This is a genomic window from Rhodococcus sp. 15-725-2-2b, from assembly GCF_002259075.1.
GTDB lineage: Bacteria > Actinomycetota > Actinomycetes > Mycobacteriales > Mycobacteriaceae > Rhodococcoides.
The window spans coordinates 466802-488461 of record NZ_NPFL01000017.1 but is presented as its reverse complement, the minus strand read 5'-3'; the positions used below and the strand labels follow the sequence as shown (position 1 = coordinate 488461).

General features: G+C 65.8%; 27 protein-coding genes. 8 read left to right on the top strand and 19 right to left on the bottom strand.

All coding sequences use genetic code 11. The features are described 5' to 3' along the window. The 6 genes from CH306_RS20395 to CH306_RS20370 form a co-directional block, all read right to left on the bottom strand. Positions 1 to 509: MFS transporter (locus tag CH306_RS20395; protein WP_143546921.1), on the bottom strand; the 509-nt coding region annotated here is incomplete at its 3' end. Positions 510 to 570: 61 nt separating this feature from the next. Continuing rightward, on the bottom strand, positions 571 to 1194 hold the full coding sequence (gene hisB / locus CH306_RS20390) for an imidazoleglycerol-phosphate dehydratase HisB (RefSeq protein WP_032394340.1): 624 nt from the start codon (positions 1192 to 1194) through the stop codon (positions 571 to 573). After that, a complete protein-coding gene (locus CH306_RS20385; RefSeq protein ID WP_094647755.1) occupies positions 1191 to 2321 on the bottom strand; it encodes a histidinol-phosphate transaminase in 1131 nt (376 codons plus the stop codon). Before CH306_RS20385 ends, hisB begins: the two co-directional genes overlap by 4 nt. Beyond that, positions 2318 to 3670, bottom strand: coding sequence for a histidinol dehydrogenase (gene hisD / locus CH306_RS20380; RefSeq protein WP_094647753.1), 1353 nt, complete (start codon positions 3668 to 3670; stop codon positions 2318 to 2320). The genes CH306_RS20385 and hisD overlap by 4 nt, the downstream gene beginning before the upstream one ends. A gap of 89 nt (positions 3671 to 3759) precedes the next feature. Continuing rightward, positions 3760 to 4278, bottom strand: coding sequence for a DinB family protein (locus CH306_RS20375; RefSeq protein ID WP_045194968.1), 519 nt, complete (start codon positions 4276 to 4278; stop codon positions 3760 to 3762). Between the two features lie 21 nt (positions 4279 to 4299). Next, positions 4300 to 4767, bottom strand: a complete 468-nt coding sequence (locus tag CH306_RS20370; RefSeq protein ID WP_032394344.1) for an SRPBCC family protein — start codon at positions 4765 to 4767, stop codon at positions 4300 to 4302. Between the two features lie 81 nt (positions 4768 to 4848). Here CH306_RS20370 and rhtB point away from each other — a divergent pair, with 81 nt between their 5' ends. From rhtB to CH306_RS20360, 3 genes are read left to right on the top strand one after another with little or no spacing between them, the layout of a single operon-like run. Continuing rightward, positions 4849 to 5475, top strand: coding sequence for a homoserine/homoserine lactone efflux protein (gene rhtB, locus CH306_RS20365; RefSeq protein WP_032394345.1), 627 nt, complete (start codon positions 4849 to 4851; stop codon positions 5473 to 5475). 11 nt (positions 5476 to 5486) lie between these two features. Beyond that, positions 5487 to 5633 carry a hypothetical protein gene (locus CH306_RS29160; protein WP_155290785.1) on the top strand — a complete coding sequence of 49 codons (147 nt, stop codon included), beginning with the start codon at positions 5487 to 5489 and terminating at the stop codon, positions 5631 to 5633. Then, positions 5630 to 6013 carry a YchJ family protein gene (locus CH306_RS20360; RefSeq protein ID WP_094629243.1) on the top strand — a complete coding sequence of 128 codons (384 nt, stop codon included), beginning with the start codon at positions 5630 to 5632 and terminating at the stop codon, positions 6011 to 6013. Before CH306_RS29160 ends, CH306_RS20360 begins: the two co-directional genes overlap by 4 nt. Here CH306_RS20360 and CH306_RS20355 read toward each other — a convergent pair. Beyond that, positions 6010 to 6426 carry a DUF5997 family protein gene (locus CH306_RS20355; RefSeq protein WP_094647752.1) on the bottom strand — a complete coding sequence of 139 codons (417 nt, stop codon included), beginning with the start codon at positions 6424 to 6426 and terminating at the stop codon, positions 6010 to 6012. The two genes, CH306_RS20360 and CH306_RS20355, sit on opposite strands and share 4 nt — an antisense overlap. A 78-nt stretch (positions 6427 to 6504) precedes the next feature. Between CH306_RS20355 and CH306_RS20350 the strand changes: the two genes are divergently transcribed. Both CH306_RS20350 and CH306_RS20345 read left to right on the top strand, forming a co-directional pair. Next, entirely contained in the window at positions 6505 to 7488 is a 984-nt protein-coding gene (locus CH306_RS20350) for a LysR family transcriptional regulator (RefSeq protein ID WP_094647751.1), read from the top strand. A 79-nt stretch (positions 7489 to 7567) separates the two neighbouring features. Then, positions 7568 to 9526: an HNH endonuclease signature motif containing protein gene (locus tag CH306_RS20345; RefSeq protein ID WP_094647749.1), complete on the top strand. Its 1959-nt coding sequence runs from the start codon at positions 7568 to 7570 to the stop codon at positions 9524 to 9526. Between the two features lie 49 nt (positions 9527 to 9575). On the opposite strand, the gene CH306_RS20340 is transcribed toward CH306_RS20345, so the two are convergent. From CH306_RS20340 to nadA, 5 genes are all read right to left on the bottom strand, one after another. Then, complete coding sequence (locus CH306_RS20340) at positions 9576 to 9758, bottom strand: hypothetical protein (protein ID WP_094647747.1); 183 nt, start codon at positions 9756 to 9758, stop codon at positions 9576 to 9578. A 66-nt stretch (positions 9759 to 9824) separates the two neighbouring features. Next, complete coding sequence (locus tag CH306_RS20335) at positions 9825 to 10199, bottom strand: RNA-binding S4 domain-containing protein (RefSeq protein ID WP_032394350.1); 375 nt, start codon at positions 10197 to 10199, stop codon at positions 9825 to 9827. A 33-nt stretch (positions 10200 to 10232) separates the two neighbouring features. Beyond that, positions 10233 to 11108 (bottom strand): carboxylating nicotinate-nucleotide diphosphorylase, encoded by an 876-nt coding sequence (gene nadC, locus CH306_RS20330; protein WP_094647745.1) that lies wholly within the window; start codon positions 11106 to 11108, stop codon positions 10233 to 10235. Between the two features lies 1 nt (position 11109). Next, entirely contained in the window at positions 11110 to 12678 is a 1569-nt protein-coding gene (locus CH306_RS20325) for an L-aspartate oxidase (RefSeq protein WP_094647743.1), read from the bottom strand. Next, a complete protein-coding gene (gene nadA / locus CH306_RS20320; RefSeq protein WP_256981218.1) occupies positions 12675 to 13733 on the bottom strand; it encodes a quinolinate synthase NadA in 1059 nt (352 codons plus the stop codon). The genes CH306_RS20325 and nadA overlap by 4 nt, the downstream gene beginning before the upstream one ends. Before the next feature lie 79 nt (positions 13734 to 13812). On the opposite strand from nadA, the gene CH306_RS20315 reads away from it, so the two are divergent. Then, complete coding sequence (locus tag CH306_RS20315; RefSeq protein ID WP_032394685.1) at positions 13813 to 14511, top strand: NUDIX hydrolase; 699 nt, start codon at positions 13813 to 13815, stop codon at positions 14509 to 14511. A 10-nt stretch (positions 14512 to 14521) separates the two neighbouring features. On the opposite strand, the gene CH306_RS20310 is transcribed toward CH306_RS20315, so the two are convergent. The 3 genes from CH306_RS20310 to bioB are packed head-to-tail and all read right to left on the bottom strand — an operon-like array spanning position 14522 to position 16358. After that, the gene (locus tag CH306_RS20310) at positions 14522 to 15112 is read right to left on the bottom strand and encodes a DUF2567 domain-containing protein (RefSeq protein WP_094647828.1); all 591 of its coding nucleotides are present in this window, start codon (positions 15110 to 15112) and stop codon (positions 14522 to 14524) included. Positions 15113 to 15118: 6 nt separating this feature from the next. After that, the gene (bsaP, locus tag CH306_RS20305; RefSeq protein WP_094647741.1) at positions 15119 to 15343 is read right to left on the bottom strand and encodes a biotin synthase auxiliary protein BsaP; all 225 of its coding nucleotides are present in this window, start codon (positions 15341 to 15343) and stop codon (positions 15119 to 15121) included. Between the two features lie 22 nt (positions 15344 to 15365). Beyond that, positions 15366 to 16358: a biotin synthase BioB gene (gene bioB, locus CH306_RS20300; protein WP_045194949.1), complete on the bottom strand. Its 993-nt coding sequence runs from the start codon at positions 16356 to 16358 to the stop codon at positions 15366 to 15368. Positions 16359 to 16483: 125 nt separating this feature from the next. Here bioB and CH306_RS20295 point away from each other — a divergent pair, with 125 nt between their 5' ends. Then, positions 16484 to 17071, top strand: coding sequence for a TetR/AcrR family transcriptional regulator C-terminal domain-containing protein (locus CH306_RS20295; protein ID WP_094647739.1), 588 nt, complete (start codon positions 16484 to 16486; stop codon positions 17069 to 17071). A gap of 4 nt (positions 17072 to 17075) precedes the next feature. Here the strand turns inward: CH306_RS20295 and CH306_RS20290 are convergent, their stop codons facing one another. From CH306_RS20290 to CH306_RS20280, 3 genes are all read right to left on the bottom strand, one after another. Further along, the gene (locus CH306_RS20290; RefSeq protein WP_176459224.1) at positions 17076 to 17483 is read right to left on the bottom strand and encodes an META domain-containing protein; all 408 of its coding nucleotides are present in this window, start codon (positions 17481 to 17483) and stop codon (positions 17076 to 17078) included. Then, positions 17476 to 19779 (bottom strand): accessory Sec system translocase SecA2, encoded by a 2304-nt coding sequence (secA2, locus tag CH306_RS20285; RefSeq protein WP_094631701.1) that lies wholly within the window; start codon positions 19777 to 19779, stop codon positions 17476 to 17478. Before secA2 ends, CH306_RS20290 begins: the two co-directional genes overlap by 8 nt. 67 nt (positions 19780 to 19846) lie before the next feature. Further along, positions 19847 to 20236, bottom strand: a complete 390-nt coding sequence (locus CH306_RS20280; protein ID WP_032394357.1) for a hypothetical protein — start codon at positions 20234 to 20236, stop codon at positions 19847 to 19849. A 62-nt stretch (positions 20237 to 20298) separates the two neighbouring features. On the opposite strand from CH306_RS20280, the gene CH306_RS20275 reads away from it, so the two are divergent. After that, positions 20299 to 20679 (top strand): helix-turn-helix transcriptional regulator, encoded by a 381-nt coding sequence (locus CH306_RS20275; RefSeq protein WP_235387093.1) that lies wholly within the window; start codon positions 20299 to 20301, stop codon positions 20677 to 20679. 157 nt (positions 20680 to 20836) lie between these two features. Here CH306_RS20275 and CH306_RS20270 read toward each other — a convergent pair whose 3' ends face one another. Further along, positions 20837 to 21613: an SIR2 family NAD-dependent protein deacylase gene (locus tag CH306_RS20270; RefSeq protein WP_082073681.1), complete on the bottom strand. Its 777-nt coding sequence runs from the start codon at positions 21611 to 21613 to the stop codon at positions 20837 to 20839. Positions 21614 to 21660 lie beyond the last annotated feature (47 nt).

The window sequence follows — 21660 nt, the reverse complement described above, 5'->3', positions numbered from 1 at the left end:
GGCGGCAGGAGCGCGACGCCGATCAGGCCTGCGGCGGGCACGAGAGCACCGAGTACGAACACGGCCGTCGGACTCGCCGCGAAAATAACCAGACCCAGTGGCAGCGTGACCATCTGAGCCAGAGCGACGGCGATCCCCTGCGCACCCGTGGCCCGGCCGAGCAGCGCTGTCGGAGCGAGCTCGGCGACGATGGCCGCGCCGGCAACCGTCAACATTCCGAAACCGGTGCCCCGCAGCGCGGACACCGCCAGCGCCGGTACGGCATCGACGGAGACGATGAACAGCAGGGCGGGCAACCCGAGAAGCAGACACCCGGCGGCCAGAACCGCGCGGTGGCCGACTCGCATCAACATGCTCGGCACGAACAGCTGAGTGATCACCGTCGTGGCCATGAAGATCGCGGTGCTGGCCGCTGACACCGCGTCCGATGATCCGGACTGGGACACCGCGAGGGGAACCACCGGGAGCAGTAATCCCCAGCCGCCGAACGATGCCGCGCCCATCGCCATCGCGGCCGGAAGACCACGGACGGAGCTCAGGCCGTTCAACGCACGAGCGCCGATCGACCGGTCACAGACTTCCCTTGGTGGACAGCACACCGGTCACGCGAGGGTCGTACTCGGTGGCCTGGCGCAATGCCCGAGCCACGGCCTTGAACTCGGCCTCGGTGATGTGATGCTGATCCCGGCCGTAGATCACCCGCACGTGCAGCGCGATCCGAGCGTTCGACGCCAGCGTCTCGAACACGTGCTTGTTGATCACCGTGGAGTACGGAACGCCCGGGTAGCCGCCGATGACGGAGTGCACCATGTAATCGGGCTCACCGGTGTGCACGCAGTACGGACGACCGGACACGTCGACCGCCGCATGCACCAGTGTTTCGTCCATCGGGATGAACGAATCGCCGAACCGAGTGATGCCGGCCTTGTCACCGAGGGCCTGGCCGAGAGCCTGGCCGAGCACGATCGCGGTGTCCTCGACGGTGTGGTGCGCCTCGATCTCGATGTCGCCCTTCGCCCGCACGGTCAGGTCGAACCGAGCGTGGGTTCCGAGCGCGGTGAGCATGTGGTCGTAGAACGGCACACCGGTGGAGATGTCGACGATGCCGGTGCCGTCGAGGTTCAGCTCCACCGAGATGTCGGATTCCTTGGTGGTGCGCTCGATCTTGGCGATGCGGGGAGCGGGTGTGGTCACTTCGGTGCCTCTGCTGTTTCGGTCGATGCGAGTGCTGCGCTGACGGTGAGGAATCGGTCGTTCTCGTGCGCCAATCCGATGGTGACGCGCAGATAGCCGGGAATCCCGACGTCCCGGATGAGCACGCCGTCGTCCAGGTACCGCTGCCAGGTCACGGCCGCATCGGCGAACCGGCCGAAGAGCAGGAAGTTGGCGTCGGACGGCACCACCTCGTAACCCTGGTCTCCCAGAGCCGCTGCCACCCGATCTCGTTCGGCGGAGAGCTCGGCCACGCTGCCGAGAGTGTCCGAGGCGTGTCGCAACGCCGCCCGTGCAGCCGCCTGCGTGACGACCGAGAGGTGATAGGGCAAGCGCACCAACAACATTGCGTCGACTACGGCCGGGGCAGCCACCAGATATCCCAACCGACCACCGGCGAACGCGAACGCCTTGCTCATGGTTCGGCTGACCACGATCTTGCCGGGGTAGCTCTCGATCAGCCCGATGGCACTGGGAGCGGAGGAGAATTCCGCGTAGGCCTCGTCGACCACCACGATTCCCGGTGCGGCATCGAGGATTCGGCGTAGATCCGCCTCGTCGATGCTGTGGCCCGTCGGATTGTTGGGGCTGGTGACGAACACGACGTCGGGCCTGCGTTCTTCGATCGCACCGACGGCGTAGTCGACGTCCAGAGAGAAATCTGCCCGACGCTTGGCCGGAATCCATTCGGTCTGCGTCCCGGAGGAGATGATCGGGTGCATCGAGTACGACGGCACGAATCCGAGCGCGGTGCGATCCGGTCCCCCGAAGGCCTGGAGCAACTGCTGCAGAATCTCGTTGGAGCCGTTGGCTGCCCACACGTTGGCGGTGTCGACGGCGAAGCCGGTCTGCTCGGTGAGGTATCGAGCCAGGTCGGCCCGCAGCGCTTCGGCATCGCGATCGGGGTAGCGATGCAGCTGCCCGGCGGCGAGCCGAACGGAGTCGGCTACATCGTCGATCAATGCCTGCGTCGGCGGGTGCGGATTTTCGTTGGTGTTCAACTGAACCGGCACAGTGAGCTGCGGCGCGCCGTAGGGTGATTTGCCGATCAGCGCCTCGCGCAGCGGGAGGTCGTCCAGCGAGATCGACCGTCCCAAAGCATCACTCATGACGCATCACCGGTACGCAACCCTTCGAACCGCAGCCGCACCGCCTCGCCGTGGGCCGGTAGATCCTCGGCGTTGGCGAGCGCAATGACATGCGCCGCAACGTCTTTCAGGGCGGCTTCGCTGTAGTCGACCACGTGGATACCGCGAAGGAACGTCTGCACACTCAGGCCGGACGAGTGGCGCGCGCATCCTGCCGTCGGCAGTACGTGATTGGAACCGGCGCAGTAGTCGCCGAGGCTCACCGGCGACCACGCTCCGACGAACACGGCACCGGCGCTGCGCACCCGGGCTGCGACGTCGGATGCGTCCTTCGTCTGGATCTCGAGGTGCTCGGCGGCGTAGGCGTTGACCACGGCCAATCCCTGCGTGACGTCGTCGACCAGCACGATGCCGGACTGGCTGCCGTTCAGCGCGGTGGCCACCCGCTCGGCGTGCCGCGTCGATGCCATCTGTGCGTTGACGGCCTGGTCCACCGCATCGGCCAGTTCGATACTGTCGGTGACCAACACGCTGGCAGCCATGACGTCGTGTTCGGCCTGGCTGATGAGGTCAGCTGCCACGTGAACGGGGTCCGCGGTGGCGTCGGCGAGGATCGCGATCTCGGTCGGCCCTGCCTCGGAGTCGATTCCGACGAGCGAGCGGCACAGTCGTTTGGCGGCGGTGACGTAGATGTTGCCGGGACCGGTGATGAGATCGACCGGTGCCAACTCGCCGCCGTCGGTGTCGACGCCGCCGTAGGTGAGCAGCGCGACACCCTGGCCGCCGCCGACCGCCCAGACCTCGTCGACGCCGAGCAGTTGGGCCGCGGCCAAGATCGTCGGGTGCGGCAGTCCGCCGAAGTTCTTTTGCGGCGGCGACGCCACCACCAGAGATCCGACGCCTGCGATCTGCGCGGGCACCACGTTCATCACGACCGACGACGGATACACGGCGTTACCGCCGGGCACGTACAACCCGACGCGATCGACCGGGATCCAGCGTTCGGTCACCGTGCCGCCGGGCACCACCTGTGTGGTGTGGTCGGTTCGGCGCTGATCGGAGTGCACCAGACGGGTTCGTTCGATGGCGACCTCGAGGGCGGCTCGAACATCCGAGTCGAGCTCGGCGAGGGCCTTGACCAGTTCTTCCTGCGGGACGCGAACGCGATCCGGCCGGACGCCGTCGAACTTCTCACTGAACTCGAGCGCAGCCTCGGTGCCGCGTTCTCGGACGGCGTCGACGACAGGGCGAACCTGATGCAGCACCGAATCGACATCCACTCCGCCTCGGGGAAGTGCGCCGCGTAGTTCGGCGGTGGATGGAGTTCGTCCGCGTAGATCGACGCGGGCGAGCTCGATGCGGGCAGGCATAGTGGGCCCCTTCGTGAAGTCGGTTCGGTGCCGGGGTTCGGTCGAAACAGTGTGGTTCGAACACCCAGGATAGTTCCACCGAATTCGGCTCAGCCCCGCACGTCCCACAGATGATGGATGGGGTCGTGAATGTAGTAGGCGGCCAGTGACTCGACCGAGAAGTTCGATCCATCACTTCGTCGACCGGTCCGCTGCCGGTTCTCCGGCGGAACGGCAGCGAAATCGTCCGCGAGGGCGCGCGCAGCGTCACCGAGTTCGGATGCCACCTTCGCTGGGTCCTGGGCGTTGTAGTTCTCGGCCAGCGCCGTGGCGTCCTGATCCCAGTTGGCGAACTCAGGATCGTCTTCGGCCAACACCAACGCCAGCCGGGTGCGGAAGATGCGGTGCGCGTCACGTACGTGCGCGGCGTACTCGAGCGCGGACCACGTCGAGTCGTCGGGGCGCAGTGCTGCGTCGTTGCGCTGCAGCACCGCCTCCCAACGCTCGACGTCGGCGCGGATGAGGTCCGGGATGTCGTCGTACACGACGGCGCTCGAGTCGAACCCGCAGTCCGGGCACGCTCGCTCGAGTACCCAGGTCCAGTTCTTGGTATCGGGATCGATCGGCATGCCGGTCAGAATAGATTCGGGTCAGGCGTAGCGAGCAGCGAGGTTGTGCAGCGTGCTCGTGATGCCCTGCGCGTTCTTCTGCGGCATCTTGAACAGCTCGAGCATTTTCGGGACCTTGGCGGTGCCGTACTTGAAGCTCTCGGTGACCGTGGTCAGGCCCGGCTGCTTCTCCTCGAACTCCCAGCGCCAGCTGTGCCCCATCGGATGCTGCCACTCGACGACCTTGTGCCGATCGGCGTCGACGAACTCGGTGACGGTGCTGGTGATCTTGTAGGGCACGCCGTACTGCTTCATGCCGACGGAGAATTTCGCACCGGTGCTGAGTCGATCGGGACCGCGCACGGTGTCCTTGACGGTGCCGGATCCGTCGAGCTCGCCGTGCCGCTTCGGATCGGCCACCATGTCGAACAGTTCGGACGCCGGTGCCCGCACCTCGGTCTGACGGGTGACGTGCTGCGGGCCTGTGTCGATGGTTCTGATGTCTGCCATGTCCGCGGTCTACCCCACAGCGCCCGGTTCGACACACCTACCGGGCCGAATCGGAGTTGACGGCCGTAGTTCAATGAACCCATGTCCTGGTCAGTGTGGCTCGCCTTTCTCGGCGCGAGCATCGTCATCAGTCTCTCCCCCGGCGCCGGTGCCATCGCGTCGATGTCCACCGGGCTCCGCTACGGCCTGCGCCGCGGATACTGGAACATCTTCGGGCTGCAGATCGGTCTGCTGATTCAGATCGGCGTCGTCGCCGTCGGACTGGGAGCCGTTCTGGCGAGCTCGACGCTGGCCTTCTCCGTCATCAAATGGTTCGGCGTCGCATACCTGGTCTACCTCGGAGTTCGACAGTGGCGGGCAGCCCCGACCGAGGTCGCCGACGCCCCGGCAGTAGCCGACCGTGGCACGACGATGCTCGCCCGAGGCTTCCTCGTCAACGCCAGCAACCCGAAAGCCGTCGTCTTCATGGTCGCGGTGCTCCCCCAGTTCCTCGATCCGACACGGCCTCTCGTCGTCCAGTACCTGCTGATCGCCGCCACGATGGTCGCGGTCGACATGCTCGTGATGACGGGGTACACCTCGCTGGCGTCGCGGGTGTTGCGCTTGATGAAATCCCAGCGTCAACAGAAGACGATGAATCGCACGTTCGCCGGGCTGTTCTTTGCCGCCGCAACGTTTCTGGCGACCGTCCGGCGGGTGACTCCGTGAGGAAATATCGCGTGATCATGAAGAATGCCCTCGGCGGCGACCCGATTCCACTGGGACTGTTCGACACGCTTCTGGAGGCCAACACCTGGATCCAGGACGTCGGCAAACGGGACGAGCACGAACTGGGCACCTATTCCGTCGAAGTTGTCGACGAGTGAGCGGACGGTGTCCGTGTTCGAGTGGTGACACGTTCGATGCCTGTTGCGAGCCGTATCTGCGCGGGGAGGCGAGCGCGCCGACGGCGGAGAAGCTGATGCGATCGCGATTCACCGCGTTCGCCGTCGGCGATGTGGCCTATCTCCGCGCATCGTGGCATCCCGACACCGCACCGGCCGAGCTGGAATTGGACCCCGACCAGCGGTGGTATCGACTCGACATTCTCGCAACCGACGCCGGTGGCATGTTCGACGACGCGGGAACGGTCGAGTTCCGAGCTCGGTACAAGCATCCCGACGGGGCAGGCTCGATGAGTGAGGTCAGCCGCTTCGCCCGCATCGACGGCCGGTGGCGCTACCTCGACGGGATCGTCTCGCGTTAGAGGTTGCGCAGCTTGGTCGGTCGGTTGCCCGAGGTGCGACGCGCTTCCTGCTTTTCCTTGATGCGTTCGGCATCCTTGCGCACCTGAATCTGGGTGCGACGCTCGCGAACGAGCCACTGGGGCGGGCTGGCGACGAGTTCGTCGATTGCCTCGGTGGTCAGCGCTTCGGTGACACCGCCGCGGGCCAGCCCCGCGATGGACACGCCGAGCTTCTTGGCGATGACGTCGCGGGGGAAGGGGCCGTTGGTCTGCAGGTCGGTCAACCAGTGCGGCGGATCGCTGCGCAGTGCGTCCAGGTCGGACCGGCTGATCATCGAGTTCTGGAATTCTTCGGGTGCTGCGGGAAGGTAGATGCCGAGCTTGTTCGCCGCGGTCAATGGCTTCATGGTCTGCTGTTTGTTCTCCGGGCTCACCGGACCAGCTTATCCGGCCGTCGGCGCTCTCGACGCCACCGTCCCTCACTGCCCTCCTCGTCCCATAGGCTCGACATCGTGAACATCGATGTGCAGACACTGCGCTGGTACGCGGCGGTGGCGCAGCAACTGCATTTCGCGCGCGCTGCTCGGTCGCTCGGAATCTCGCGGATCCGCTTGAGCAAGACGATCGTGGAACTCGAGGAACAGCTCGGCGTCGACCTGTTCGTGCCCGGGGCATCCCCCACCGAGCTCACCGCCGAAGGCCGCGATCTGCTCGAGCGAGCCCTGGTGGAGATCGCCGAGGACGATCGGCTCTCGGAACTCGCGCAGGTCGCTGCGGCAGAGCCGACGACCTTCACCATCGGATACGCCGAAGGCGTGACGCTGACGAAGTGGACACGCATCTGGGCGGATCGGTTCCCCGACGTCACGCTGTCCGTGGTGGCGACGACGCCGCAGACACAGGTGTCGGCCCTGCGCGACGGAACGGTCGATGTGAGCTTCGTTCGTCCGCCGATCGATCGCGATGGGCTCAACGCGATCGGTCTGTACCAGGAAGTGCAGGTGGTGGTGGTCCCGAAAGACCACGCGGTCGCCGCATTCGATTCGGTCACCGCGACCGATCTCGCCGACGAGCATCTGCTCGCCGAGCCAGCGACCGTGCCCGAATGGGCAGCGGTGGCAACCGAACTCGTGTCCGGGAGTCGACCGGAACTGCCGCCGATGAATTCCGTTGCCGAGACGTTCGAGTACGTGGCCGCCGGGCTCGGGGTGGCGATCGTGCCGCACTCGGTCGCCCGATTCAATGCCCGCAAGGACCTCGTCTACCGCCCCGTGACCGATGTCGAGCAGTCACAGATTGCACTGGCCTGGGTCGCCGAACGCGAGGACGACCGCATCGAGGAATTCATCGGTATCGTCCGCGGCCGCTCGACCCGCAGTTCACGCGGACCGTCGGACGAGGCACCGGTCAAGAAGAAGAAAGCGCAACCCTCCAAACCCGCTCGCCCCGTTGCCAAGACGAAGACGAACGCCCGACGCAGCGGGAAGCGTCGCTGACGTCTGCATCTCGCTCCGCCCCGAATCCATGAGAACGCGTGTTCGAAAGTGTGTCGGTGGGGCGCGATAGATTCTGTGCATGCTTTCGGGGGACGGCGGATCAGGGGTGGACGGCATCGAGACGGTGCCGCCCGCCCCCGAAGTGTCCGATCCCGAACTGTCGGCACTGGTCGACCGGGTCGAGTCCGCGATCGCGGAGTTGGCCGGGCAGGCGTCGGTAGCGTGGTCGAACGCGGACCGGCGCGCGGTGATCCAACGGATGGAGATGCTGACCAGATCCCTGACCGCGTACTCGTACACCTGGCTCAACGAGCTGATCTCTCAGCACGGCCTCGATGTGTATCCGGGATCGGTGCCGTCGTCGGTGGCGTGGATGCTGCGGATCACCCCGCGAGCAGCCGGTGCTCGGGTGCGTCTGGCTGCCGAATTGGGTGACCGCACCGCCTTCTCCGGGGAAGTCCTGCCGCCGTTGCTGCCGCACACTGCTGCTGCGTTGCGGGCGGGGTTGCTCGATGCCAAGCATGTGCAGATGATCCGCGAGTTCTTCCGCCATCTGCCCCGGGATGTCGATCCGCAGACGCGCGAGCTCGCCGACGAGCAACTGGCGGGCTACGCCTCGACCAGGCGACCCGACGATTTCGCACCGTTGGTGGCGCACCTGGATTCGATCCTCAACCCCGACGGCGACCACGACGACGACGAAGACGAGGACGGGAAGCCACCGAGACCACCGAAACGCAGGGATGCGTTCTTCTACCTCGGTGAGCAGGGTGCCGACGGAATGTCCGAAGGAAAATTCTGCGTCGACCCCGAACTACGGGCCTACCTCGAAGCCCTGTTCTCCAAAGCTGCGAAACCGGGCGTCAACAACCCCGCCGACCCGACGTCCGTCGTGCATGACGAGACCGACAGCTCGTCCGGCGGCAAGGACAGCACGAACCCTGCCGCTGCGAGCGACGGTGCGCGTCCCGATCCTGCAGCAGCCGAACCGGATTCGGCCACATCCGGTGGTGTCTTCGATACCGACACCCCACCGCTACCGGAGCCCGCAGACGGGTGGACAGGTAATGCGGGACTGTGGGACGACGGTTCATTCGACGGCGACGATCCCTGCGACGGTGACGGCCGGTGCGGTGACGGCCTCGACTGTGGTTGCAGCACAGGGCACGACGGCACCATCGAACCAGAGGGCACTGCTGAGCCCGGCGACACAACCGAACCAGAGCACAGTGCTGAGCCCGGCGACACAACCGAACCAGAGGACTGTGCTGAGCCCGGCGACACAACCGACCCGGACGACCCAACCGATCCCGACGACGCCGTCGGATCTGACACCGACGACGCACCGGACACCGCAGCACGCGACGCTGCCGCCGCGCGGGATACCCGCACCCAACGCGAACGCCAACACGACGCCCTCAAACTCGCGCTCCGGCACACCCTCGCCTCCGGGACCCTCGGCACCCACCGAGGCCTACCCGTCACCGCCATCGTCACCATGACACTGAAAGACCTCGAAGCCGGCTGCGGCTACGCCATGACCGCCACCGGATCACGGGTGTCGATCCGCGACGCGATCCGCATGGCCTCGCACGCCCACCACTACCTGACCATCTTCGACGACCACGGCCGAGCCCTGTACCTCGGCCGCTCCAAACGCATCGCCTCCACCGACCAACGCATCGTGCTCATCGCCCGCGACCGCGGCTGCAGCTTCCCCTCCTGCACCCGCCCCGCAACCTGGTGCCAAGCCCACCACCTCACCGACTGGAACACCGGCGGCTACACCGACATCGACTCCCTCACCTTCGGCTGCGACATGCACCACGCACTCGTCGGCACCGGACCCGGCAAGTGGGCCACCACCAAAACCGGAGCCCGACATCGCTACCCGGGCCGCACCCAGTGGCACCCACCCGCCGGAATGGACCCCAAACGGCGCGGACTCATCAATCACGCCCACCACCCCGAAGAAGTCCGCTACCCACCCGACAATCACGACGAAACCGGTTACGAGGAACCACGACAACCCGCCTGACGACCCATATCACCGTCAGGGCACAGCCCTGCCGTCGAAGCGGCCCGAATCAGCGGGCCGGTTGACGCTGTCGATGGCGAATCAGAACAGCTGTTCCGAGCCCCACCAGTATCACCAGCAGTGGAGCTGCGATGGTGAGGGAAGCGTCGATGGCCAGAAACACAACGAGCAGCAGCGCTGCTGCCAGGAAATACACTGCTGCGAAACGTGGAGTCCACAGGACGGAGTTCATGCCACACCTCCTTGCGCGTACGAACTACGTGTCGTTACCGAAGGTAACTGAACGGAGCCGGGAGCACTAGAGGCCCAGGCCCCGCAATCTGTCGATTTCACGACGATCGCGCTTGGTGGGCCTGCCTGCCCCTCGATCACGCCTCGGTACGGAAGCCAGAACTTCTTTCGGTGGCGGCGGCGGACTGCGATCGATCAAGCACTCGGGAACGACCGCTGCGCCTACTCGTTTGGTGATGGCCCGCACCACGACGACGATCTTCTCGACTCCGTCGGCCCGCAGTCTGATCTCGTCGTCCGGGCCGATGCGATGCCCGGGTTTGGCGGGAGTTCCGTTGACGCGGACGTGCCCGCCGCGGCAGGCAGCAGCCGCGGCAGACCGCGTCTTGAACAACCGAACCGCCCAGATCCAACTGTCGAGGCGGACGCTCTGAACTTCCATCTTCGAAAGAATTCCTCACATTGCGAGGCTCGACTACATGTCCAGGCCGAGGTCGAGCACTGTCACCGAGTGTGTCAGACCGCCAACCGCAAGGAAGTCGACCCCCGTACGCGCGTAGTCCCGTGCCACGTCGACGGTCAGGCCACCCGAGGATTCCAGCTTCGTCTGCGGCGCGAACGTGTCGCGGCGCTGCACCGCCATCTGTGTCTGCCAGAGCGGGAAGTTGTCCAGCAGAACCAGTTCGACGTTCTCCGCCAGTACCTGGTCGAGTTGCTCGAGGCTGTCTACCTCGACCTCGCATGCGATGTCGGGAGCCGCGGCCCGCACTGCGTTCAACGCAGCGACGACCGAACCGGCTGCCGCCACGTGATTGTCCTTGATGAGCGCGGCATCTCCCAGACCCATCCGGTGGTTGACGCCCCCGCCGGCGCGAACGGCGTACTTCTGCAGTGAACGCAGTCCCGGCAACGTCTTTCGGCTGTCCCGGATCTTGCACTCGGTGTCGGCGACCTCGGCGACCCAGCCGGCCGTCGCGGTGGCGATTCCCGAAAGATGACAGACGATGTTGAGCATCGTGCGTTCGGCAGTGAGCAGTCCTCGAGTCGGGGCTTCGACCGTCAGAACGGCCTGTCCCGGTTCGACCTCGGATCCGTCCTCGATGTGATGCACGACGGAGTATCCGCCGCTTCCGATCACCTCGTCGAGAACCAGGAGGCCGACATCGATTCCGGCCACCGTGCCGAATTGGCGCGAGACCACCGACGCGGTGGCGACGGCGTTCTCGGGGACCGTTGCCAGCGTGGTGATGTCGGGTCCGTACCGCAGGTCCTCGTCGAGGGCGGTCCTGATCAGCGCGAGAACCTCGTCTCGGTCGACGCCCGGGTTCACCTCGTTCGGGGAATCGGTCATGTCAACGTGCTCCCGTCATCACATCGTCGTTCACTATCGTCAACCGTCCATCGAGATCTCGTTCGACGAACAGACTGCGGCGCTGCGCCGGATCGCTCTCCGGCGCATCGCGTCGGGTATGACACCCTCTGCTCTCGCGCCGCTCGGACGCAGTAAGCACGATCACCTCCGCCGCAGCGGTCAACGCTGCGTCCTCGACCGCGCGCGCATCCACGGGTGGTTCCGATACCACGCCGTGCTCCAGAACACGTTGCGCTCCAGCAAGACCCGTTGCATCCCGTACGACGCCGACCTCGGCGGTCATGGTGCGCTGCAGCACCGCGCGGTCGATACGGCGGTAGGTGGGCAGTGCGATATCCGAAATGCTGCCGGTGCGGCCGACCCGTTCGGCAGCCACGTAGGCCGCACGCTCACCGACGACGAGACCCTCGAGCAGACTGTTCGACGCCAACCTGTTGGCACCGTGCAAGCCGGTGCGCGCCACTTCGCCCGCGGCCAGCAAGCCGGGAACCGAGGTACGTCCGGCCGTATCCGTCGCCACGCCCCCGCACGAATAGTGCGCTGCCGGTGCCACCGGAATCAGGTCCGTCGCCGGATCGAAGCCGGCCTCCAGGCACGAGGCGGTCACGGTCGGGAACCGTTCGTGGACACGTTCGACCGTGCGGGCGTCCAGCAGTACGTGGTCGTCACCGCTGCCGTGCAGCAATTCGGCGATGGCGCGGGACACCACGTCGCGTGGCGCGAGGTCACCGAGCGGGTGCACCTCCGCCATGAACGCACGACCGGTGACGTCGACCAAGCGGGCTCCCTCTCCTCGCACTGCCTCGCTGATCAACGGGCGGCGGCCCGTCGACCCGGCGGCGAACAGAACCGTCGGATGGAACTGCACGAACTCCAGATCCGCGATCCGCGCACCGGCGTCGAGTGCGAGTGCAATGCCGTCGGCCGTCGCGCCGGGCGGGTTGGTGCTGCACGAGAAGAGCTGCCCCAGTCCGCCGGTGGCGAGCAGCACCGTCGGGCAATGAACGACGCCGACGCCGCGAGGTCCACGCACGAGGAGACCGACAACCTCACCGTCGGTGGTCAGCACCCGCAGCGCGGTCGTGTCGAACTGCACCGTGGGCACCGACGCGTCCAGCGTGCGCTGCACCTCGGCCCCGGTCGCATCTCCCCCGGCGTGAACGATGCGACGAACGCTGTGGCCACCCTCGCGGGTCCGTGCCACCTCGCCGTCAGCTGCCAGGTCGAACTGCGCGCCCGCAGCCTCGAGCGAGGTGATCGCCGCACGTCCACCGGACACGATGGAGCGCACCGCGTCCTCGTCGCACAAACCGGCACCGGCAACGCAGGTGTCGGCCACATGCGATTCGATCGAGTCCTCGAGCTCGGGACCGACGACCGCAATTCCACCCTGAGCGTACTGCGTTGCGGTGTCGGTGGACTGCCCCTTGCTGACGGTCACCACCCGCAGGCCGCGGGCCGTCGCGGTGCGCGCCGCGGTGAGTCCGGCAATTCCACCGCCGACGACGACCAGATCGGCCGCGGTTTCCCACGCGACCGATGGATTCACTCGCCGCCGCCCGGGGTGCCGATCTCGATCATCCGCTGCACCGACTTGCTCGCGATGTGCGCGGTCTCGAGGTCGACGTGCACCTCGTCGCGTCCTTCGACCAGGCAGCGCAGCAGAGCCGCAGGGGTGATCATCTTCATGTAGCCGCACGATGCGCGGTCGTTCACGGCGAGGAAGTCGACCTCGGGTGCAGCCATCCGCAGCTGATGCAACATGCCGATCTCGGTGGCGACGAGAACCTGCTTGGACGCCGTGGTGCGCGCAGCGTCGAGCATGCCGCCGGTGGAGAGAATCTTCACCCTGTCCGCCGGTACGAATCCCTCGCCTGCGAGGTACAGAGCCGAAGTGGCGCAGCCGCATTCGGGGTGGACGTACAGTTCTGCGTCCGGGTGGGTGCGAGACTTCTCGGCCAACTCGTCGCCGTTGATACCGGCGTGCACGTGGCATTCTCCGGCCCAGATGTGCAGGTTCTCGCGTCCGGTGACGCGCTTGACGTGCGCGCCGAGGAACTGATCGGGCAGGAACAGGATGTCGCGGCCCGGATCGATCGACTCGACCACCTCGACGGCGTTCGACGAGGTGCAGCAGATGTCGGTCAGCGCTTTGATCTCGGCGGTGGTGTTGACGTACGAGACGACGACGGCCTCCGGGAAATCCGCCTTCCATTCGCGGAGTTGCTCTGCGGTGATGGAATCCGCGAGGGAGCAACCGGCGCGCTGGTCGGGGATGAGGACCGTCTTCTGCGGGCTCAGGATCTTCGCTGTCTCGGCCATGAAGTGGACGCCGCAGAACACGATCGTGTCCTCGGACACCTCGGCGGCGATGCGCGAGAGTGCGAGCGAGTCACCGACATGATCGGCGACATCCTGGATCGCAGGCAGTTGGTAGTTGTGTGCGAGCAGCGTCGCACCACGCAGATCGGCGAGCCGTCGGACCTCGGCGGCCCATTCCGGCGTCGCCTCGACTCCCCCGTAGCCACCGGCTCCGTCGACGATGTCGCGAACTCCGGCGAATGCCGAGTCCAGGGTGGTCACCCGGGTAGCGCTGCTGGTCATGACGGTTCTCCTTCACCGATCATCCGGTCGTCGGTGACCGAATTTCCTCCGAGGGAGTTTTCGACCTATGATCGAAAACATGATTCATCGTAGCACCGTCCACGAAGTCCTCATTGCGGTGTTCCAAGTTCGAACCTTTTCCGACCCCGATGCCCCGGAATTGGCGGTGCTGCTGTGGCAGCGCGCGCTCGATCCCGAGGCCGGGACCTGGTCGCTACCCGGAGGCACCCTGCGCGACGACGAGAACCTCGCCACCTCCGCTCGGCGTCAGCTCGCGGAAAAGGTCGACGTGCGCTCGGTGGCACACCTCGAGCAACTGTCCGTCTTCAGCGAACCCGAACGTGTGCCGGGAGATCGGCGGATCGCGTCGACCTTCCTGGGCCTGGTGCCGATCTCGGCCGAGCCGACACTCCCCTCCGACACGGCATGGCACCCGGTTTCCGCACTGCCCCACATGTCGTTCGATCACGGAACCGTCGTCGCGCACGCGAGACATCGACTGGTCGCGAAACTCTCGTACACCAACATCGGATTCGCACTCGCGCCGGTCGATTTCGCGATCTCCTCGCTGCGCGAGATCTACGGTGCCGCACTCGGATATCAGGTCGATGCCACCAATCTGCAGCGCGTACTGAGCAGGCGTGGTGTCATCGAACCCACCGGACGACGCGCGCCGTCGGGCAAGGCAGGTGGACGACCGCCTGCACTGTTCCGCTTCGCCGACAACAGCATTCGAGTCACCGACGAGTTCGCCGCATTGCGCCCACCGCAGACGTGAACCGCTGCGGTCAGTCGACCCGATTCGAGTCGAACGACGGCGGCGGCGGGGATAACTCGACATCGAGGACGTCCGGTTCGGGATCGGTGTAGTGCAGATTGTCGTTGGGATTCATCGCCGCCAGCAGCAGGATCACCAGCGATGCCATCAGCGCCTGAACGATCAGCACCAGCGGAGTGTCGATGCTCGGCGCAACAGTGACGATCGACCCGACTGCAGGGTCGGCGGCCTTCGGAAACCGAAGAGCAGCAATCCCGTTGCCCACCAGGAGAGCAGCGACCGAACCTGCGAGAGCGCCGACTAAGATCGCACCGAACAGCCGCGGACCTCGCTCCGACTTCCACAGCCACCACCCGATCGGGATGACGAGACCCAGGGCCAAGGACACGAAGGAGAAGAGCGCGAGGCCGTCGAAGCGGTGCAGACTCTCACCGGTCAGTGCGGCCCCGCGGTCCTGCGCCACCACGAGCAGCTGCTGCGCCGGTGCCAAGAATCCCCACAACATCCCGCCCAGAGCCGACACTGCCACCGAGACTCCGACAACCACCGACAGCACACGAACGGTACTGGTCCGCGGTGCGACTTCGAAAACGACCGACATGACCACCTAGCGCCTACCCGTCGCGGCCGAGTCGACGAGACCGTGACGCGAGCACAGCGATGTCCACCCGTCGGGGACGATCTGGACCACCATGCGGCGTCCGCATTCTGCGCAGAACCGCGGCGGCTCCAGCCCGAGCCGGACGGCGACCGACAACGAATCCGCGCCTATCTCGGCTCGGGATTCGACAGGCAGGCCGGTGTACGGGTCGTAGTGGGTCTCGCTCGTCATTCGACCCACCCTAATACGCCCATCAGATAGTCGAGTTGAGCGCTTTGATCGGCATCTGCAGCTCGCCGAGAAGGTCGAGGTCCTGCTCTGCCGGACGACCGAGCGTCGTCAGGTAGTTGCCGACGATGACCGCATTGATGCCGCCGAGAATTCCCTGCTTCGCACCCAGATCACCGAGAGTGATCTCGCGGCCGCCGGCGAACCTGAGAATCGTGCGCGGCAGGGCGAGACGAAACGCAGCGACAGCGCGCAGAGCATCCGATGCCGGCAGCACGTCGAGGTCTCCGAACGGGGTTCCCGGCCGGGGGTTGAGGAAGTTCAGGGGCACCTCGTCGGGTTCGAGTGCGGTGAGATCGGCTGCGAACTCGGCCCGCTGCCCGAGCGTCTCCCCCATGCCGAGAATTCCGCCGCAGCACACCTCCATGCCTGCCTCGCGCACCATCTTCAGGGTGTTCCACCGCTCCTCCCAGGTATGGGTGGTCACCACGTTCGGAAAGTACGAGCGAGAGGTCTCGAGATTGTGGTTGTAGCGATGCACACCCATTGCCGCGAGCCGATCGACCTGATCCTGATCGAGCATGCCCAACGAGCAGGCGATATCGATCTCGACCTCGTTCCGAATGGCCTCGATACCCGCGGCGACCTGCGCGAGCAACCGATCGTCCGGTCCGCGCACCGCGGCGACGATGCAGAATTCCGTCGCTCCGGTCTTCGCGGTCTGCTTCGCAGCTTCCACCAGCGAGGGGATATCGAGCCACGCAGCTCGGACCGGGGAGGCGAAAAGCCCGGACTGCGAACAGAAGTGGCAGTCCTCGGGGCACCCGCCGGTCTTGAGGCTGACGATTCCCTCCACCTCGACCTCGGGCCCGCACCACTTCATCCGCACCTCGTGGGCCAACAGCATCGTCTCCTCGAGACGGTCGTCACCGAGCTCGAGAACCTCGAGAACCTGAGATCGATCGAGCGCGATGCCGTCGCCGAGCACCTGTGTACGCGCCGTGCGCAAAATGTCCATTCCGGGTCCCCTCGTCGTCGAACGGCATCGAAATTGAACACCGTTCAAGTTGAACGGCGTTCACGTTAGGCACCGCGCTCGGCTACTGTCAAAGCGACGCGGCGTCGAACGACAGGGGGAAGTACGTGCAACTGAACAGGCAGGACGTCCTGGACGGCGCGATCGCCATTCTCGACGAGTACGGCCTGGCAGACCTGACGATGCGCCGTCTGGCGACGTCACTGCACGTCCAGCCGGGCGCGCTGTACTGGCACTTCCCCAACAAACAGACGCTGCTCGGTGCCATCGCCGACCACATACTCTCGGGTGCCGATGCACCGTCCACCGAGGATTCGTGGGACGCACAGATCGCTCAGATCGCGCACCGACTGCGCGACGCCCTTCTCTCCCGACGCGACGGTGCCGAATTGGTGGCCGCGACCTACGCGTCGAGGCTGACCACCAACCACATTCGCGAACGCATTGCCGCCGTGTGCATTCGAGCAGGACTGCCGCGACGCGACGCGGAACTCACCGCCGACACATTGCTGTACTACATCCTCGGTCAGACCGTGGACGAGCAAGCGCGGCTTCAGATGGATTCCGCCGGAGCCCTCACGCCCGACGCGTCGCCGCTGTTCGAGAGTCCAGATCCGACGAGCAGATTCGATTTCGGACTGAAACTCTTTCTCGACGGGGTACGCCACACCGCGGTGAACCGCATGCGCCGCTGATCGATCAGAATTCGGCGAAGACGATGCGCTCGCTCCCGTTGTCCAGGGTCATGGTTCCACCGTCCCGCGACCACCGTGGCGAGGAGGTCAGGAACGCCGACAGCCACCGGTCCTGCTCCATGATCGCCTCCGGGCAGGCCACGCGCGTCGACCCGAGAGAGTCGATGGTGATTCTGCCCTGCGAGGTGTCCACGGTGCCGAACAACCTGTTGCACCCCGCCTCGGCCGAGATCCGGTCGTCGACGAATTCGAGCCTGACCGTCGTTCCGGCAACCGGCGTGTAGGAGTCGGGTGCATCGACCGACGAATACGTCTTGCCCGCCGGGAATTCGCCGTACGAGTCGGCACACCCGGAAGCCACCACGCTCGCGCCGAACGCGAGAGCGAGCAACGCGCGCCGCGCGTCAGCCACCGAAAATCGGCCCCAGACCGGCCGCACCGGCATTTCCGCGGGACGCGAACGGGTTGTCGTGCACCATGTACGTCCAGGTCGACGTCGGTCGACGCAAGCCGGCTTCGTCCAGATCGATTCCCTCCGAGGTGATCTCGGCCGACTCGAACGTCGCGTGCGAGAGATCCATCGCCTTGGAGGACACCGTCTTGAACGCCTCGACAGCGATCCGGTGATACTCGTCCAGCGGGTTCTCCCGCCCCAGTGCGCGCAGGTGAATGCTCTCCCGTACGTCGGCGAGGTGCGCGAGGTAGTCCGACCACGACCGATCGAGGTGGTACAGGACGATCTGGCGGGCGACCTCGATCAGAGTTTCCTCGGACACGGTCTCGCGCAACTCCTTCGAGCGCGCCGGTGCGTGCTGCTCGAGCAGCGTCAGTGCCTCGTCGGAGTCGAGCAACGTGGCCCGGCGGCGATCGAGGATCTCACGGTGCTGAGCCGTCAGCTGGTTGTAACGCCACGTGCGCGAATGTATTTCGAGCATCTGGCCCTCGGCGATGCGTTGCGCATGATCGACACGGTCGGCCGCAGCAGCCGAGGTGAAGAGGCCGCTCTCGTCGATGCCTTTCGGGGCATCCTTGTCGCCGATGTTGTTTTTGACGACGTCGTCCTCCCAACTGCCGAAGAACAGCGACCGGCCGGGGTCTCCCTGCCTACCTGCACGTCCTCGGAGCTGATTGTCGAGTCGCTCGGTGGTGTGGCGACCGGTGCCGAGAACGAACAGTCCGCCGAGCTCGGCAATCCGTTCGCGGTCGGTGCCGTCGGGACCACCGAGCTTGATGTCGGTTCCACGTCCGGCGATCTGCGTCGAGACCGTCACCGCGCCGTGTACGCCCGCCGCAGCGATGACCGCCGCCTCCTCGGCGTCGTTCTTGGCATTGAGCACCACCACCTCCACGCCCGACGCGGTGAGCGTCGAGGCCAGCGCCTCGGACTCTGCGACGTCGTGGGTGCCGATGAGGATCGGCTGACCGGTCTGGTGGATCTCCTTCACCTGCAGCGCAATTGCAGCGTTCTTGTGCTCGATCGTGTCGTACACGCGGTCGACTTCGTCGACGCGCACCGTGGGAACGTTGGGCTCGATGATCGAGACTCCGAGGCCGTAGAACGTGCGAAGCTGCTCCCCCGCCGCCATGGCGGTACCGGTCATACCGCACACCGTCGCGTATCGATTGATCAACGCCTGCACGGTGATCGTGTCGAGAATTTCACCGGTCTCGGTGGGAGCGAGCCCCTCCTTGATCTCGACCGCAGCCTGCAATCCATCCGGCCATCGCTGCAGTTCGGCCACCCGGCCACGCGAGGCGTTGATCAACTGCACCCGTCCGTCACGGACGATGTAGTCGACGTCGCGCTGGACCAGCACCTGGGCGTGCAGTGCCACGTTGACCGCCACCAATGTCGTCCCGACGTGATGTTCGGAGTACAGGTCGATACCGCCCAGCTCCTTCTCCATCCGCAGTGCGCCCTCGTCGGTGAGGAACACGTTGCGTCCTTCGGCATCGGTGTCGAAATGAACTCCCTTGTCCAGCAATCGGACTGCATCCATGACCGTCGAGGTCGAGACGTCGCCGGAGACCGAACCGGCCAACACCAGCGGAACGAGCGCCTCGTCGACCAGTACGGAATCGGCCTCGTCGATCAGGGCGACGTCCGGCACGGGTGCCACCAGATCGTTTCGGTCGTTCACCAGATGATCACGCAGAACGTCGAACCCGATCTCGTTGACCGAGGCATAGGTGATGTCGCAGGCATAGGCGGCGCGCCGCTCGGATGCGGTCGACGACTCGCCGATGGAACCGACGGTGATACCGAGGGACTCGAACAGTGGCTGCATCCATTGCGCATCACGTTGCGCCAGAAAGTCGTTGACCGAGATGACGTGCACCGAACGCCCGGACAGCACGTATCCGACGGCAGCGATGGCACCGGCCAACGTCTTGCCCTCGCCGGTTGCCATCTCCACCACGTCACCGGCGAGCAATCGCACGGCACCGTGCAACTGAACGTCGAAGGGCCGGAGCTTCAGGGCACGCTCGCTCGCCTCGCGCGTCAACGCCAGGTACCGAGGGACATCGAGACGGTCGGCATTGTCGACCCGCAGCGCGGTCGCCTCGGTCGCCAACTCGCTCGCGCTCAGGGCAGCAGCCCATTCCGCATGCTCCTGAGCCCGGTCGACGCGTCGACGCGAGGTGCTCTGCGCCTTCTGCGCCGAGCGGCCGAGTACGCGCCAGAATCGGTCGGAGCCCAAAGCCATCTGTTATCCCTACCTGAGAAAGAAGAACCGTTCCCACCCACAGTACCGAGTGCGGCTCCGCCCAGCTCTAGGCATCGAGCGGGGTCGTCACCGCAATCCGACGCGTGCCGTCGTCCAGCGTCACCACCTGATAGGCGTTGCGCTCGGTTCCCACCGGCGAACCGTCGGAGTCGAGGTTCTCCAGCAGAAGATGCCCGACCCAGATACCCGGCACCTGCGCCTCGGTGACGATGTCGCGCGCCCGCACCCCCTGTATTCCGCGCGACCGATAGTAGGTCTGCCCCTGCCGAAAGAACTCTCGGGTCTGCTGCGGCTCGGCGATCGCCGCACAACCCCGCGCCGTGACGGCCAGAGCCGGATAGTTGTAGATATTCGCCAGACCGTCGAGATCGCCCGAGGTCAAGTACCCCGTGTAGCGGGCGAAGAAGCTGTCGATCGATTCGGTGTCAGGTGTCATATCGACAACGGTAGGACCCAATCCCGTCAGGGCGGTGTCGGGAATCGGGAAGAATTCGGACGGTGCCGAAGGACAACGCGCCCCGATCGCTCGACAGCGCACTCACCTTGCGCCGCGTCGCGCGTCAGCAGCGGATCGTGGAATGGCTGGGGTCGGCTGCTGCGCCGTTGACCTCACCCGAACTCGCGCAACGGCTCGGGGTTTCCGTGCGCACCGTCGAACGCGACCTTGCCCGGTTGCGTGAGTCCGGGGTTCCCATCGATGCGGTACCGGGTGTGCACGGCGGATCTCGACTGGCAAGCGTCGCCGCGCCCCGGCCGGTGCGGTTGACCGCCCCCGAGATAGCAGCACTCATCGCCAGCCTCGCCGCCCTGGGACCCAGCGAAACCGACAGTGCAGCATCGGCAATGAGCGCTCTGGTCGAGGCATTGACCACCGACTGACCCGGGGTTGCCGTAGTCGTCGAGCTGCAATCGTTGGATGTTGCAATCGGCAGTTGTGGCGATTTCCGACGATCGAGACGGCCCGACACAGGCGATTCGCTGCGCAGTTCGGTGAGCTGTCACTGTTCCTGGCTCTTGGAGGCGCGAGCCCCCCGTTTCACAACTGCTCGACCAACGCAGGCAGCCCCGTCGCAGCCGTGGTGCGCCACCGGTGATCGGCCATGTCCGAGACCTCGGTCTCGACCGGGTTGATCTCCACCACCGTCGCTCCGGCGCTGCGGGCGATCGCAGGCAGCCCGGCGAACGGGTACACAACTCCGGACGTGCCGACCACGAGAACCAGGTCGGCATGTCGGACGGCCTCCTCGGCCGCCTCCCACGCGGCCTCGGGAAGCGATTCGCCGAACCACACCGCACCCGGCCTGATCAGCCCACCGCACAGCGGGCACTCCGGCGGCGGAACCCGCTGGTCCGCCTCGGCAGGTGCGTCCGCGGCATCGTCGAACTGCGCCCGCGTTCCACAATCGCTGCAGTACGGCTCGAACAGTGACCCGTGCACGTGCGAGAGAACCGTGGCCCCCGCCCTCTCGTGCAGGTCGTCGACATTCTGAGTGGCGATGTCGACGTGCGCCCGCTGCTGCCATTGCGCGAGTGCCACGTGTCCGGCGTTGGGCTCGGAGCGTCGGACCAATTCGGCCCGCCACCGATACCAGCCCCACACCAGATCACTGTCGGCCGACCACCCCTCGGGGCTGGCGAGGTCCTTGGGATCGAAGTCCTTCCACAACCCGCTCTGGGCGTCCCGAAATGTTGCGATCCCCGATTCGGCCGACATGCCTGCACCGGTGAGCACGGTGATCCGCGATGCGCCTCTCGCGGCGTCCACGACGGGCTCAGGAACGGAAACGGGCGACGAATTCTCGGAAGTGGTCACACAGTCATTGTGCCGAGCGGTGTGCCACCTCGCGCTACCGTGGTCGC

What these genes read in the sequence shown, in the direction of transcription:
- CH306_RS20385 (WP_094647755.1), bottom strand. Translation starts at nt 2,321, where the DNA reads ATGAGTGATGCTTTGGGACGGTCGATCTCGCTGGACGACCTCCCGCTG.
- hisD (WP_094647753.1), bottom strand. Translation starts at nt 3,670, where the DNA reads ATGCCTGCCCGCATCGAGCTCGCCCGCGTCGATCTACGCGGACGAACT.
- CH306_RS20375 (WP_045194968.1), bottom strand. Translation starts at nt 4,278, where the DNA reads ATGCCGATCGATCCCGATACCAAGAACTGGACCTGGGTACTCGAGCGA.
- CH306_RS20370 (WP_032394344.1), bottom strand. Translation starts at nt 4,767, where the DNA reads ATGGCAGACATCAGAACCATCGACACAGGCCCGCAGCACGTCACCCGT.
- rhtB (WP_032394345.1), top strand. Translation starts at nt 4,849, where the DNA reads ATGTCCTGGTCAGTGTGGCTCGCCTTTCTCGGCGCGAGCATCGTCATC.
- CH306_RS20345 (WP_094647749.1), top strand. Translation starts at nt 7,568, where the DNA reads ATGCTTTCGGGGGACGGCGGATCAGGGGTGGACGGCATCGAGACGGTG.
- CH306_RS20340 (WP_094647747.1), bottom strand. Translation starts at nt 9,758, where the DNA reads ATGAACTCCGTCCTGTGGACTCCACGTTTCGCAGCAGTGTATTTCCTG.
- CH306_RS20335 (WP_032394350.1), bottom strand. Translation starts at nt 10,199, where the DNA reads ATGGAAGTTCAGAGCGTCCGCCTCGACAGTTGGATCTGGGCGGTTCGG.
- nadC (WP_094647745.1), bottom strand. Translation starts at nt 11,108, where the DNA reads ATGACCGATTCCCCGAACGAGGTGAACCCGGGCGTCGACCGAGACGAG.
- nadA (WP_256981218.1), bottom strand. Translation starts at nt 13,733, where the DNA reads ATGACCAGCAGCGCTACCCGGGTGACCACCCTGGACTCGGCATTCGCC.
- CH306_RS20315 (WP_032394685.1), top strand. Translation starts at nt 13,813, where the DNA reads ATGATTCATCGTAGCACCGTCCACGAAGTCCTCATTGCGGTGTTCCAA.
- CH306_RS20310 (WP_094647828.1), bottom strand. Translation starts at nt 15,112, where the DNA reads ATGTCGGTCGTTTTCGAAGTCGCACCGCGGACCAGTACCGTTCGTGTG.
- bsaP (WP_094647741.1), bottom strand. Translation starts at nt 15,343, where the DNA reads ATGACGAGCGAGACCCACTACGACCCGTACACCGGCCTGCCTGTCGAA.
- bioB (WP_045194949.1), bottom strand. Translation starts at nt 16,358, where the DNA reads ATGGACATTTTGCGCACGGCGCGTACACAGGTGCTCGGCGACGGCATC.
- secA2 (WP_094631701.1), bottom strand. Translation starts at nt 19,779, where the DNA reads ATGGCTTTGGGCTCCGACCGATTCTGGCGCGTACTCGGCCGCTCGGCG.
- CH306_RS20280 (WP_032394357.1), bottom strand. Translation starts at nt 20,236, where the DNA reads ATGACACCTGACACCGAATCGATCGACAGCTTCTTCGCCCGCTACACG.